This window comes from Lentzea indica, from assembly GCF_012184385.1.
Taxonomy (GTDB): domain Bacteria; phylum Actinomycetota; class Actinomycetes; order Mycobacteriales; family Pseudonocardiaceae; genus Lentzea; species Lentzea indica.
On record NZ_VSRL01000022.1, the window covers coordinates 20,438 to 33,965 of the forward strand.

General features: G+C 67.8%; 13 protein-coding genes. 7 read left to right on the plus strand and 6 right to left on the minus strand.

What is annotated here, in order from left to right; all coding sequences use genetic code 11:
* Positions 1-390: 390 nt before the first annotated feature.
* Positions 391-1,401, plus strand: coding sequence for a ParB/RepB/Spo0J family partition protein (locus FXN61_RS08875; RefSeq protein WP_167972095.1), 1,011 nt, complete (start codon positions 391-393; stop codon positions 1,399-1,401).
* A gap of 30 nt (positions 1,402-1,431) precedes the next feature.
* Positions 1,432-2,631 (plus strand): MFS transporter, encoded by a 1,200-nt coding sequence (locus FXN61_RS08880; protein ID WP_167972097.1) that lies wholly within the window; start codon positions 1,432-1,434, stop codon positions 2,629-2,631.
* Position 2,632: 1 nt separating this feature from the next.
* On the opposite strand, the gene FXN61_RS08885 is transcribed toward FXN61_RS08880, so the two are convergent.
* Positions 2,633-2,902: a hypothetical protein gene (locus FXN61_RS08885; RefSeq protein ID WP_167972099.1), complete on the minus strand. Its 270-nt coding sequence runs from the start codon at positions 2,900-2,902 to the stop codon at positions 2,633-2,635.
* A gap of 186 nt (positions 2,903-3,088) precedes the next feature.
* A complete protein-coding gene (locus FXN61_RS51710; protein WP_246291085.1) occupies positions 3,089-3,250 on the minus strand; it encodes a hypothetical protein in 162 nt (53 codons plus the stop codon).
* On the opposite strand from FXN61_RS51710, the gene FXN61_RS56200 reads away from it, so the two are divergent.
* Positions 3,216-3,386, plus strand: coding sequence for a LuxR C-terminal-related transcriptional regulator (locus tag FXN61_RS56200; protein WP_376770605.1), 171 nt, complete (start codon positions 3,216-3,218; stop codon positions 3,384-3,386). The two genes, FXN61_RS51710 and FXN61_RS56200, sit on opposite strands and share 35 nt — an antisense overlap.
* 54 nt (positions 3,387-3,440) lie before the next feature.
* Here FXN61_RS56200 and ispG read toward each other — a convergent pair whose 3' ends face one another.
* From ispG to ispH, 3 genes are read right to left on the minus strand one after another with little or no spacing between them, the layout of a single operon-like run.
* Positions 3,441-4,586, minus strand: coding sequence for a flavodoxin-dependent (E)-4-hydroxy-3-methylbut-2-enyl-diphosphate synthase (gene ispG, locus FXN61_RS08895; RefSeq protein WP_167972101.1), 1,146 nt, complete (start codon positions 4,584-4,586; stop codon positions 3,441-3,443).
* On the minus strand, positions 4,583-6,400 hold the full coding sequence (locus FXN61_RS08900; RefSeq protein ID WP_167972103.1) for a 1-deoxy-D-xylulose-5-phosphate synthase: 1,818 nt from the start codon (positions 6,398-6,400) through the stop codon (positions 4,583-4,585). The genes ispG and FXN61_RS08900 overlap by 4 nt, the downstream gene beginning before the upstream one ends.
* 28 nt (positions 6,401-6,428) lie before the next feature.
* A complete protein-coding gene (gene ispH / locus FXN61_RS08905; protein WP_167972105.1) occupies positions 6,429-7,379 on the minus strand; it encodes a 4-hydroxy-3-methylbut-2-enyl diphosphate reductase in 951 nt (316 codons plus the stop codon).
* A 435-nt stretch (positions 7,380-7,814) separates the two neighbouring features.
* Here ispH and FXN61_RS08910 point away from each other — a divergent pair, with 435 nt between their 5' ends.
* Together FXN61_RS08910 and FXN61_RS08915 are read left to right on the plus strand one after the other, a co-directional pair.
* Positions 7,815-8,657 carry an SAM-dependent methyltransferase gene (locus tag FXN61_RS08910; RefSeq protein ID WP_167972107.1) on the plus strand — a complete coding sequence of 281 codons (843 nt, stop codon included), beginning with the start codon at positions 7,815-7,817 and terminating at the stop codon, positions 8,655-8,657.
* Between the two features lie 192 nt (positions 8,658-8,849).
* Positions 8,850-9,602 carry a methyltransferase domain-containing protein gene (locus FXN61_RS08915; protein ID WP_223165351.1) on the plus strand — a complete coding sequence of 251 codons (753 nt, stop codon included), beginning with the start codon at positions 8,850-8,852 and terminating at the stop codon, positions 9,600-9,602.
* Positions 9,603-9,660: 58 nt separating this feature from the next.
* Here FXN61_RS08915 and FXN61_RS08920 read toward each other — a convergent pair whose 3' ends face one another.
* The gene (locus FXN61_RS08920; RefSeq protein ID WP_246291087.1) at positions 9,661-10,881 is read right to left on the minus strand and encodes a cytochrome P450; all 1,221 of its coding nucleotides are present in this window, start codon (positions 10,879-10,881) and stop codon (positions 9,661-9,663) included.
* Positions 10,882-11,291: 410 nt separating this feature from the next.
* On the opposite strand from FXN61_RS08920, the gene FXN61_RS08925 reads away from it, so the two are divergent.
* Positions 11,292-12,329: a polyprenyl synthetase family protein gene (locus tag FXN61_RS08925; RefSeq protein ID WP_167972111.1), complete on the plus strand. Its 1,038-nt coding sequence runs from the start codon at positions 11,292-11,294 to the stop codon at positions 12,327-12,329.
* Between the two features lie 23 nt (positions 12,330-12,352).
* Positions 12,353-13,522: a cytochrome P450 gene (locus tag FXN61_RS08930; RefSeq protein ID WP_167972113.1), complete on the plus strand. Its 1,170-nt coding sequence runs from the start codon at positions 12,353-12,355 to the stop codon at positions 13,520-13,522.
* Positions 13,523-13,528: the final 6 nt, after the last annotated feature.

A 13,528-nucleotide genomic window follows, 5' to 3' on the forward strand; every position in this document is an offset into this window, starting at 1 on the left:
CCAAAGATGTCCTGTCGATGCATCTCAATTGGGCCGTACCTTCTGGCCATGACATGTCAGGCCGACCGACCCGGCGCGTGGCCGGACCACAGTATTAGGGGCGCTCCGGGATCGGCTGTTGACCTGGGCCTGAGGTCTTTCGTAACGTCGAGGCCAGTCAGGAATTGTCAACCTTCTAGTGAAAAACGGCGCGGTCTCGTCCTTTCTGGACGATCAAGTTGTCGGGCAATGGGATTCAGTGCGGCGTTCGCGATGACTGCGAACCGGGCGAAAGTCGGGCAGGGCGCTACTTGACCGTGTGCTTGTGCAGTGCCAGGTCGCCGGTCAAACTGATTCTCCGGTGAATGTAAGAGTTGCTCGCGATCGATCGCGCACCGAAGGACGGCTTTGATGCAACATCAGGGCTCTGAATGCGGCCGCCAAGAACTGCAGTCTCCGTGGCGTGCCTACCAGGCAGGGGTCATTCCCGCCGAGATGGTGCCGATCAGCCGGTTGCGGCTCGGCGGTTCGCCGAGGACGAGTGGTGTGAGCGCCGAACACATACGTGTACTTGCGAGGACGAACATCCGCATGCCGCCGATCATCGTGCATCGCCGCACCATGTGTGTGATCGACGGCGTGCAGCGGGTGCGAGCCGCGGAACTGAGCGCTCGTGATCACATCGAGGCGCAGTTCTTCGACGGCGACGAGAACGACGCGTTCGTGCTCGCGGTCGAGGCGAACACGGCCAACGGTCTGCCGCTGTCGGTCGCCGACCGCAAAGCTGCCGCCGCGCGGATCATCGTGACTCACCCGACCCGATCGGACCGGTGGATCGCTTTGGTCAGCGGCCTCACCGCGAGCACAGTGGGAGAGATCCGCAAGTGTTCGACTGTCGAGGGCACTCGGTCGAACACCCGGATCGGCCGGGACGGCAGGCGGCGCCCGCTCGACAGCTCGGTTGGCCGCAAGCTGGCCGGTGAACTGATGCGTGCCGATCCGGACCGGTCCCTGCGCGACATCGCCAGGGCGGCGGGTATCGCGCCGTCGACTGTACTTGACGTGCGCAACCGCATGAGCTGCGGAGAAGACCCTGTTCCTGCCAGGAGGGACGAGGCGGACCCGAACCGGACCGCGGTCGGTGCGAGCCCGCCGCGTCGCCAGACGACGGCCAGAGACGAACTCGACCTCGATCCCGTCGCGATCATGCGCACGCTGTGCAAGGACCCGTCACTGCGGCTCACCGAAGCCGGCCGGGCCCTGCTGCGGTGGTTGGACACGCACACCGTGACCGGCCAGGCGGCTCCGTCGGTGACGGAGATCCCGGCGCACTGCGTCGGCGCGATCGCCGCCCTGGCGCGGCACAACGCACGGTTCTGGGCGGCCTTCGGCGATCGGATCAGCGATCACACGGGTCTGTGAAAAACGCTACGACTGAATGGACTGGTTCGCTTGAGTGGATCCAACCGATGGGTTGTGCTCTTCGGCTCGTTCGTCGCCTACATGTTCGACGCGCTGGAGATTCTGCTGCTGTCGTTCGCGTTGCCCGTGATCCGCGCCGATCTTGGACTGACGACCGCACAGGGCGGTCTGCTCGCCACGGCGACTTTGCTCGGCATCGGGGTGAGCAGCGTGACCGTCGGCTGGCTCGCGGACAACTACGGCCGCAAACGGGCGTTGATGGTTTCGCTCGCGGTGTTCGGCGCGTTCACCGCGGCGATCGCGATGGTTCCGAGTTTCGCGATGTTCGTGGTGCTGCGTTTCCTGGCGGGCATGGGACTCGGAGGGGTCTGGGGAGTGGTGTCGACCTACGTGGTCGAGACCTGGCCGGCCGCGCAACGGGGTCGTGCGGTCGCGTTCGTGCTCAGTTCGTTCCCGATCGGCGGGGTGGTCGCCGCGGTGCTGTCGGGTGCGTTGCTGCCGGACTGGCGCTCGTTGTTCTTCATCGGCGGGGTGGGCGTGGTGATCCCGCTGGTCGTCGTCGGAGTGTTCTTCCGCGAGTCGGCCGAATGGGTTCAGCAGAAGACCACGCCGGTGAAGGTGACGGAGATCTTCGCTCCGGCACTGCGCAAGCGCACTTCGCTCGGTGCGATCGTGGCCGGGCTCGCGATGTTCGGGGCCTGGGGCGCGTCCACGTGGCTGCCGACCTACCTGCAGACCGACAAGGGCATCCCGGCCGCGACGGTCGCGGTGTTCCTGACGGTGCTCAACCTCGGGATGTTCGTCGGCTACAACGTCTTCGGGCTGATCGCCGATCGGATCGGCCGCAAGTACGCGCTCGTCCTGTCGCTGGCCGGGGTGGCGCTGACCTTGCCGCTGTACGTGATCGCCGCTGACCGCACGGCGTTGCTGTGGCTGGGCCCGATGTTCGCCTTCTTCGCGGCCTACGCCGGCATCTTCGGCGCGTACCTGGGCGAGTTGTTCCCGACCAGGGTGCGGACGACCGGTGCCGGGTTCTGCTTCAACATCGGCCGTGGCGTGTCCGCGTTCGCTCCGCTCTCGCTCGGCGTGCTGGCGGCCGGCGCGGGGTTCGGTGCCGGTCTGCTGGTGTGCGCGGGCTTCATGGCTTGTGCGGCGATCGTCATGACCTTCCTGCCCGACCTGCGCGGCGCGACAGCGACCCCGGTGAGAGAGCCGGCGGTACGCGGCTAGCTCACTCCTGGGCGACCGGATCGCTGTCACCGGTCCGCCACAGGTAGCTGCGCACCGAAAGCGACGCGGCGCGCATGGTCGCGCGGATGTCGTCGAGGTCTTCGCCGGCGAGCTCACCACGCGCCCGGTCGAGGGTGTGCAGCATCAGCCGGGCCGCCTCCAGCAGACACAGCACCGCGTCCAGCTGTGCGCTGGCCGGCAGCCTGCTCAGGTCCTCGTGCAGGGTCTTGATCAGCGCGTCCGCTGCCGCGGTCCTGGTATCACGTGTCAACGTTGTCACGGTCGTCCCCCAAAACTGCTCCATTGTGGACACAAAATTGAGTCTCCTCTCAGGGTTGGACGTGCCGGCTGTACGGAAATGGATGGGTGCCATGCATAACGGGCAGAACGACCTGCAGAAGTGCGAGCATTACTCGGGCTGTGCCCGAAAGCACGGTCTCGGTCAGGCGATCCCCAGTCAGGCACGTCCGAGAACGACGAACTCCGCGGAGTGCGAAGCGCACCAGCAGGTCGGCTGTCCGATGCTCAGTTCCATCCAGGCCAGGATCCTGGAGGGCGTCGCGGCCGGATTCTCCAGCGGGCGACTGTCGCGCGAGTTGTACCTCAGTTCGAAGACCATCGACTATCACGTCCGCGTCATGTCCGACAAGCTGCGGGCGCCGAATCGTGTCGCGCTGGTTTCGAGGGCGTACGTCCTCGAAATTCTGCGAACGGATTCGTGGCCGCCGCGTGTTGCGTGTGAAACCGTGGATTGACGTTCGGTGGTTAGCGGCGTGCAGTTCGCGCGTTCGCGCGCGAACTGCATGTTGTCAGGTTCCCTCCACGTCCACGCCCATCTCCTCGGCGATGCGGGCCGCCTCGGCCAGGAGGGTTTCCACGATCTGTGACTCCGGGACCGTGCGGATCACCTCGCCCTTGACGAAGATCTGGCCCTTGCCGTTGCCGGCGGCGACGCCGATGTCGGCTTCGCGAGCCTCGCCCGGCCCGTTGACGACACAGCCCATCACCGCCACCCGCAACGGCACCGGGAACCCCTCGAGTGCCGCGGTGACCCGCTCGGCGAGGGTGTGCACGTCGACCTGGGCCCGGCCGCAGGACGGGCACGACACGATGTCGAGTCCCCGTGGCCGCAGTCCGAGTGACTCCAGGATCTGCGTGCCGACCTTGACCTCCTCCACCGGCGGTGCGGACAGCGACACCCGGATGGTGTCGCCGATGCCTTCCGCCAGCAGCGCGCCGAACGCGACCGAGGACTTGATCGTGCCCTGGAAGCGGGGGCCAGCTTCGGTCACGCCCAGGTGGAGCGGGTAGTCACACCGGGCGGCGAGTGTGCGGTACGCCTCGATCATCACCACCGGGTCGTGATGTTTGACCGAGATCTTCAGGTCGGTGTAGCCGTGCTCCTCGAACAACGAGCATTCCCACAACGCCGACTCCACCAGCGCTTCCGGCGTGACGCCGCCGTGCTTGTGCAGCAACCGCTTGTCCAGCGACCCGGCGTTCACGCCGATCCGGATCGGCACGCCCGCGTCCTTGGCGGCGCGGGCGATCGCGCCGACCTGGTCGTCGAACTGGCGGATGTTGCCGGGGTTGACCCGCACCGCGGCGCAGCCGGCGTCGATCGCGGCGAACACGTACTTGGGCTGGAAGTGGATGTCGGCGATCACCGGGATCCCCGACTTGCGTGCGATCGTCGGCAGCGCGGCCGCGTCGTCCGCCGACGGCACAGCGACTCGCACGATTTCGCAGCCGGCCGCGGTGAGTTCGGCGATCTGCTGCAGCGTGGCGTCGATGTCCGCGGTGGGCGTGGTGGTCATCGACTGCACCGACACCGGCGCGTCACCGCCGACCGGCACCGTGCCCACCATGATCCGGCGGGAGGTTCGCCGCGTGGCCACCGCGAGCGGGACCTCGTCCTTGCGTGGCGAGGGCATTCCCAAGGCGACAGTCGTCATCGTTCCTCCGCTGTGTGAACCGGCCAGGTGTCGGGGTCGTCGATGCCTGCCGGTGCGGTGTCGATGCCGGTCAGCAGTTCCACCACGGCCCTGGTGATGTTCTGCGCGGTCAGCCCGCAGGCGGCGAGCACCTCGGTCCTGGACCCGTGGCTGAGGAACCGCCTCGGGATGCCGAACTCGCGCAACGGGGTGTGCACATCGGCGTCTCGCAGCGTCTGCGCGATCGCGGAACCGACACCGCCCGCGCGGCTGTTGTCCTCGACCGTGATCGCGAGCCGGTGGCGACGGGCCATGTCCGCCAGCGCGGTGTTGACCGGGGTGACCCATCTCGGGTCCACCACCGTCACCCCGATGCCCTGTGCCGCAACGCCTTCGGCGACGGTGAGCGCGAGCCCGGCCAGCGCGCCCACCGCGATGATCAGCACGTCCATCCGGCCGGAGCGGCGCAGCACGTCGATCCCGTTGAACGTGGCGACGGCGGGCAGGTCCTCACCGGCGGGGCCCTTGGGGAACCGCAGCAGTGTCGGACCTTCGTGCCACGCCACCGCCTCAGCCAGCAGTTCGGCCAGCCGGGTGCCGTCCCGCGGCGCCGCGATCCGCAGCCCCGGCACCACCTGCAGCACCGACAGGTCCCACATGCCGTTGTGGCTCGGCCCGTCGTCGCCGGTCACCCCGGACCGGTCGAGGACGAACGTCACGGGGCGGCGGTGCAGCGCGACGTCCATGAGCAGTTGGTCGAGCGCGCGGTTGACGAACGTGGAGTAGATGGCCACCACCGGGTGTACGCCGCCCATGGACAACCCGGCGGCCATCGTGACCGCGTGCTGCTCGGCGATGCCGACGTCGATCACCCGGTGCGGAAACCTGCGCTGCAGCGGCAGGAGCCCGGTCGGCTCGGTCATCGCGGCCGTGATCGCCACCAGGTCGTCGCGCTGCCCGGCCAGTTCGACCAGCTTCTCGCCGAACACCGACGTGAACGACGGGGGCGCCGCCTTCAGCGCCTGCCCGGTGTGCGGGTCCATCGGTTTGACGACGTGGCCGAGGTCGAGGTCGTTGGTCTCGGTGTGCCGGAATCCCTTGCCCTTGGCGGTGATCACGTGCACCACCACCGGCTCGCCCAGTGCGACCGCGTGGCGCAGAGCGTCCTGGACGGCGGAGATGTCGTGACCGTCGACGGGGCCGAGGTAGCCGAGCCCGAGTTGTTCGAACACGCCCGGCCCGCGCCCGGCGCGCAGGTCGGCCAGGTGCTCGGCCAGCCCGCCGACGGTCGGCGCGTAGGAGCGTTGGTTGTCGTTGAGCACGATGACGAGCGGCCGCTCCGGCCCGCCCGCGATGTTGTTGAGCGCCTCCCACGCCATGCCGCCGGTCATCGCGCCGTCGCCGATGATCGCGACGGTCGCCCGGTCGCGGTGGCCGAGGTGGGCGTCCGCCCTGGCCAGTCCGTCCGCATAGGACAGTGCGGTGGACGCGTGCGAGTTCTCCACCAGGTCGTGCTCGGACTCCTCCGGGTTCGGGTAGCCGGAGACCCCGCCCGAGCGGCGCAGCCGGTCGAACCCGGCCTGGCGGCCCGTGAGGATCTTGTGCACGTAGGACTGGTGCCCGGTGTCCCACAGCAACCGGTCCCGCGGGGACTCGAACACCGTGTGCAACGCGATGGTCAGCTCCACCACACCCAGGTTGGGCCCGAGGTGTCCGCCGGTCGCGGAGACCCGCTCGATCAGGAACGCGCGAATCTCCTCGGCGAGGTCGCGGAGCTCCCCAGCGGTCAGCTCACGCAGCCGCGCCGGTTCGCGCACGGTTTCCAGCAGCGCCATGTCGAACAGTGCTCCTCATCTCGGTCGGTCACGACACGTCCGCCGTTCCGGTCAGCCGCGCGGGCGGGGAGAAGACGATGTCCTCGGTCGCGACTCGGTGCACGGCCACGTCCGCGTGGCCCAGTTCGGCGAGCCTGTCGACCAGTTCGTCGACGAGGATCTCCGGTGCGCTCGCCCCGGCACTCACACCGACCGTGGTCACGCCGGCCAGCCACGCGGGATCGAAGTGGGTCACGTCCGGGACGAGTTCCGCTTTGACACCAAGCCTTCTGGCCACTTCGACCATGCGGATCGAGTTGCTGGAGTTGGTCGAACCGACCACCAGCACCAGGTCGCACCGGTCCACGATGGCCCTGATGCCGTCCTGGCGGTTCTGGCTGGCGTAACAGATGTCGTCGGTCGCGGGCCCGCGCAGGCCGGTGAACCTGCGCTGGAGCACGGCGATGATGTCCCTGGTCTCGTCCACCGAGAGCGTGGTCTGGGTGAGGTAGGCGACCGGTGCGTCGGGGGGAAGGTCCAGTGCCTCCGCGTCGGCAACCGTCTCGACGATGATCGTCTGGTCGGGAGCGTGCCCGAAGGTGCCCTCGACCTCCTCGTGGTCCGCGTGCCCGATCAGCAGCAACGTCCGCCCGTCGCGGGCGAACCGGCGGGCCTCCTGGTGCACCTTGGCCACCAGGGGACAGGTCGCGTCGAGCACGTCCAGCCCGCGTGCGTCCGCGTTCTGCCGCACCTGCGGGGAGACACCGTGCGCGGAGAAGACGCACACCGCGCCCTCCGGTACCTCCTGCTCGGAGTCGACGAACCGGACACCCCGGCGCTGGAACTCGCGCACCACGTAGTGGTTGTGCACGATCTCCTTGCGGACGTAGATCGGCGCGCCGTGCTGTTCCAGCGCCAGGTCGATGATGGCCATCGCCCGGCGCACACCGGCACACAAACTCCGCGGCTCGGCCAGCAGGACCTGCTTACCGCCACTCATTCCCACTCCGTTCCGCGCCATGACCACGCCGGTCGGTAGAAGCCGAGTCCTTCTCGGGAAGTCTTGTCCGCCGTCGGGCGCCGGCCTAATAGCCGGACTCGAACGCGGCTTTGGTGTCGCACGCAGCAGTCACCAATCCGCAGAATAGTCCAATCCAGGCTTTACGCCGTGCCCTTTGGGGTTTTTCCTAAAGTCGAACCTGCGCATGCCGCGTCGTTGACACGACCAGGGTGGTCCTCCAGGATGGAATCCGCAGCTCAGAATTTTTGACGAGGCGCACCCTCGTCAAAATTGCGACGAGCACTGCACAACGACCACATCAGGCCATTCACCAAAGTCGTCGGCATCCGAGGCCCTGGAGAAGTGACCGTGTCAAACCTGGATGAGATTTCGAGTCCACCCCAAACAGCGCCGGACCTTCAGGATGAGTCAAGAATGGTCGGCCAGTACTACGACGACAAGACGGCCAAGCTCGTTCGCAAATACGGTCCTGGACCCAGGATTCACTATCACGTGGGTTACTACCCCGCCTCCGAAACGCCGCCGCACGCCCACGACGCGACGCCGGAGGCCATTCGCCACAGCATTCGGCTCCATCAAGAGGGTCTGCTGCGGTACGCGGCCAAGATCTGGGGGGCCGAACACCGGCTGTCGGGGCGAATCCTGGACGTCGGCTGCGGACTCGGCGGGGGCTCGCTCTTCTGGGCACAGGAGTACGGCGCCGACGTGACGGCGATCACCAACGCGCCGGAACACCCGCCGATCGTCGACGGGTTCGCGCGGGAATGCGGTGTGGACGGGAAGGTCCGGACGCTGGTCCGCGATGCGACGCAGCTCCCACTGGACGGCCCCTACGACGCGGCCGTGGCGATCGAGAGCAGCGGATATTTCAACCGTCCTCTGTGGTTCGAGCGTCTGGCGCGCGTGCTTCGTCCAGGCGGGAGTGTGTGCATCGAGGAAGTGTTCATCACCCGCCCCCACGGGGCCGACGTGTGGGCCGAATACTTCTACACGAAGCCGGTCACGGTGCTCGACTACGTAGAAGCCGCGAAGTCCGCCGGTTTTGAACTCGTCGATGACGTCGACGCCACGTCGGAAACTTCGCCGTTCTGGGACGAGAGTGCCGCCTGGACGAAGGCGGTGCTGGACAGCGACAGCAGCCTTTCCGCGGTTGCCCGCAGGCAGATGAGGATCTCACTGCTGGCGAACCAGGCGCTGGGCACCGAATGGAAAGCAGGGGGCCTGAAGCTGGGTTTCCTGCGCTTCGAGCTGAAGTGAACGAGGAATGCCGCACTGACACATCACGCAGGCGCTCGGCCGGGGTTGCCCAGCCGGGCGCCTGCGTGATCGGCCGGCGACTTCAAGCCACCTTCACAACGATACGGAGTTCCTCATGACGCTCGAGCAGTCTCCCGCTCCCAGCGACGTCGCCGACGTGTACGACGGGATCGGTCAGATCTACGGTTCCGCGTGGGGCCCAACTACCACTACGGCTACTGGGAGAACGACGCCGACGACAGCTCGATCGAGGTGGCCACGGACCGCCTGACCGACATGATGATCTCCGGTCTCGCCGCGCAGGCCGGCCAGCGGGTCCTCGACGTCGGCTGCGGCATCGGCCACCCCGCGCTGCGGCTCGTCCGCACTTCGGACGTGAACGTGGTGGGCATCTCCGTCAGCCACGTCCAGGTGGCGCAGGCGAACGAACTCGCGGCCGCGGCCGGGCTCGCCGACAAGGCGACGTTCCAGTTCACGGACGCGATGGACATGTCCTTCCCCGACGACTCGTTCGACGCGGCCTGGGCGTTCGAGTCGATGTGGCACATGCCCGACCGCGGCCAGGTGCTCTCCGAGATCGCCCGCGTCCTGCGCCCCGGCGGCCGCCTCGCCATCGCCGACGTCATCGAGCGAGGCCCGGTCAGCCCTGAGGGGCGCAAGGTCCTGGACCACGTCTGCGAGAACTACGCGGTGAAGTCCTTGGCCACCATCGACGAATACCGGACGGCGTTGGCCGCCAACGGTTTCGTCGACGTGGAGATCCGCGACATCAGCGACAATTCCTGCCGCACGCTCGCGGTCATGGCCGACGCCGTGGAGACCAAACGCGACGAACTGGTCGCTCTGGTCGGCGAGGAACAGGCCACCTCGCTCCTCGCCTTCATGCGTCTGTCCGCGGTCACCCCGGAGCAGGGCTACCTCTACCTGACCGCGGTCCGCGCGTGACGGCTTCGCCGCGCACTCCTCGGCCTGCGCCACGCCGTGGCGCAGGCCGAGGCCGTCCTCACAGCCGTACCCGCAACTCGGTCAACGCCCGAAGCGGAAACACCGGCCGGTGACGTGGCAGCTGCCCTGGCGCCAGAGTCAGCCCCGGCATCCTGGCGGCGATGGCCTGCACCGCGATCTCCAGTTCCGCGCGGGCGAATCCGGCTCCGAGGCAGAAGTGGATGCCGTGCCCGAACGCGAGATGCGTGGCAGACCGACTGCCTGGACTGAACGCGGCCGGACACGCGTGGGCGCGACTGTCCCTGCCGGCCGCTCCGTACAGCAGAAGCAGCCGGCTCCCCTCGGCCAGGTGGACGTCGCCGACCACCACGTCACGCGTCGCGGTCCGGTACATGCCCGCCAGCGGACTGTCGAACCGCAACCCCTCCTCGACGAGGTCCCTGGTGGCGATCGTTCCGTCGACGACCTCGGCCCAGCCGCCGGGTGACCGGAGCTGCTGGAAGAGGATCGTGCCCAGCGCCTCGGCACACGTCATGTGTCCCGCGAAGATCAGTGTGGGGATCTGGACGGCGACCTCGTCGGCGGTGAGCGTGTTGCCCGCCTTGCCGTCGTGGAGCAGCTCGCTGATCAGGTCGTCCTGGGGTGAGGCCAGCCGCTCCTGCGCGAGTGAACGGGCGAACGCTCCGAACTCCACCAGCCCGCGGGCCCATTCACGCAACCGGTCGGGATCGGTGTCGTGCTGCAACATCATGAGTTCGATGCGTTGTTCGGACCACAAGCGACAGCGGTCGAGGTAGGAGTCCGGGACCCCGAGACGCCGGCACATCACCTCAAGGGCGTACGGAACGGCGAACGCCGAGATGAAGTCGAACTCCGCCGCGACCGCGGCACGCTCGACGAGGTCGGTGGCGATCGCACGCATCGTGGGTTCGAACGCTCTGACCCTGGCCGGCGTGAACCCGGTGTTGAGCACTTCCCTGATCCTGGCGTGCTCGGGAGGGTCGAGTGAGCCGACGGCGACAGCACCGGCGCCGCGCCAGGTGCGGAACATCTGACTCACGTCCTCGGGCAGCGCGACCTTGGGACGAGGGTTGTGGTCGCGCGCCGAGAAGCTCCGGTCGTCCTTCAGCACCGCGACCATGTCCTCGCGCCGGGTGACGCACCACGCGTCGAGCAAAGGGGCGTAGAACACCGGCTCCGCATCAACGATGTCGGCCAGGAATGAGTACGGGTCGTCGCGATGTGCGCCATACGGGTCGAACGGCCTGCCGTCACGCAATTGCCTGGAATCGGCCGATATAGCCATTTCGCCTCTCAAGCTTTCAGTGAACCATTCCCAATGCTGATCAGCGCGACACTTCTGGACGATGGTCGTCTGCTCTGACGCGTGCCCGGCCCTGGCGCCGCCAGCGGCCACCAATCCACAGAATAGTCCAATCCGGGCTTTACGTCGTCTTCTTTGGGGTTTTTCCTAAAGTCGAACGTGCTCACGCCGCGTCGTTGACACGAACAGGAGAGGTCGTTCAGGATACTGATCGGAACTACCGCTCAAATTCCCGAGCACCACTCGAGATTCAGATTGCGCACAGATCGGGAGCGGATGAGTTTTCGGCGTTCAATTCGCGAACGCCACGTGCACAGGTCTGACCAGGAATCGGGAAGGCGTGCGACCACCGGAGGAGAATCCCGATGAGCACACTCGACACCTCGTCGACCGGGCTCCAAGCCCTCCTGTCGCCGAGGACGGTGCGGTCCACGGTCTTGCCCGTTGTGCGGCAGCAGGTTTCCGCGCTGGAGCCGACCCTGGCCCGGATCTGCTCCTACCACCTCGGCTTCATCGACGAACACGGTGACCCCACCGGTGCGGGGAGCGGCAAACTGACCCGCGCTGCCCTCATGACGGCGGCGGCCGAGGGAGTCGGTCTGCGGCCGGAGGACGTTCAGTCCCAGGCAGCAGCACTGGAGTTGCTGCACAACTCGACCCTGATCCACGACGACATCATCGACGCGGACGAGCTGCGTCGCGGCCGCCCAGCCGCGTGGAAGGTGTTCGGCGCCAGCCTGGCCATCCTGGCCGGGGACGCGTTGCAGGCTCTTTCCCTGCAGGTGGTCGTCGACGACCCCGGCCCCGGCCGTGCGGAGATCTCCAGCGCGTTCGCCGAAGCCCTCCGCCTGGTTCTCGCGGGCCAGTCTCGCGAGCTCACCGTCCGGCTGGGTCCGGGCGCCGGCATCGCGGAGTACGACCGGATCGTGGAGGAGAAGACGTCCGCGCTGCTGGAGTGCGCACTGGTGACGCCCGCACTGCGGGCGGGCAAACCGGAGCACGTCCTGGCCGCCCTGCGCGGTGCGGGCAGGCACCTGGGCCTCGCATTCCAGATCTCCAACGATGTCGAGGACATCTGGGGCGACCCCGCGGTGACCGGCAAGCCCGTCCGGGGCGACATCGGGCGGCGCAACCCGTCTTTTCCGGTGCTGGCGGCGTTGTCCGCCGACAGCCCGGTCAGCGAGCGACTGCGCGAGCTGTGGCACGGCGACGGCACCGCGGCGGCGCACCTGCAGGAGATGGCCGACCTCACCGAGGAGGCCGGCGGCCGTCACACGGCCGAAAAGCTGTCCCGCGGCCATCTCGGCTCGGCTCTGGAGCACCTCGGACGAGCCGAGCTGTCCCCGGCCGCGTCCGCCGAACTGACCGCCTTGTTCGACCGCATCGTCAACCGCACGGCATGACCCGTGACTCCCGGAGGTCGTCAGTGAGTACCCCGGTTCAACTGCCTTTCGAGCAGGCGAACGTGCTGCAACTCGCGCCAGGGCTGCGCACGCTCCAATCCCGGGGCACGGTTCACCGGGTTCGTACTCCCGCAGGCGACGAGGCGTGGCTGGTCACCGGTCACGCCCAGGTGAGGCAGTTGCTCGACGACGACCGGCTCAGCCGCTCGAATCCCGATCCGGAAGCGGCGAAGGACGGCGGGGCGGCGCTTCTCGCCAGCCTGCTGGGCGGTTTCGCCACCGACCACGCCCGGATGCGTGCTCTGCTGGAGCCGCACTTCGCACCTGAGCGCATGGCGGAGCTGCGACCGTACGTCGAGAAGCAGACCGGGCAGCTGCTGGACGAACTGGCCGGGCAGCAGCCACCGGTCGACCTGCGCGAGGCGTTGGCGCTGTCGCTGCCGATCCAGGTGATGTGCGAGTGGCTGGGCGTGCCGCAGGAGGACAAGGACAAGTTCGGCGGCTGGACGCAGGACGCCGCGAACGTCGGCGACCCGGTCAGGTCCAAGCAGGGGCTGGGCGGGTTGTTCGGCTACTGCAAGCAACTCATCGCGGACAAGCGGCGGAATCCGGGCGATGACGCGATCTCCAGGATCTGCGCGACCGAGGGGATCACCGACGACGAGGTTCTCGGGCTGACGGCGTTGTTGCTGTTCGGTGGTTATGAGACCACGGTGGCCCGGATCGGCACCTGTGTGTTGCTGTTGTTGTCCAACCCCGAGCAGTGGCAGGCGTTGCTGGACGACCCGAGCCTCGTCCCCGGCGCCGTCGAGGAAACCCTGCGGATGTCGATGCCGAACCCGCACAACGGCGGCATGCCCCGTTACGCGGTGACGGACTTCGAGATCGACGGGGTCACCATCCGGACCGGCGACTTCGTGCTGCTGAACATCATCGCGGCCAACCACGACGAGACGGCCTTCGCCGGCCCCGGCCGGGTCGACGTCACGCGCGACACCGCGGACAGCCTCGCGTTCGGGTACGGCGCGCACCACTGCGTGGGCGCGGCGCTGGCGCGGATGCAGCTGCAGGTGGTGCTCACCCAGCTCGTCGCGCGGTTCCCGACGATGCGCCTGGCTGTCGGTGTGGACGAGCTGCGGCTGCGCCACGACACGTTGATCGGCGGGTTGGTCGAACTCCCGGTGACCTGGTGATTGGGA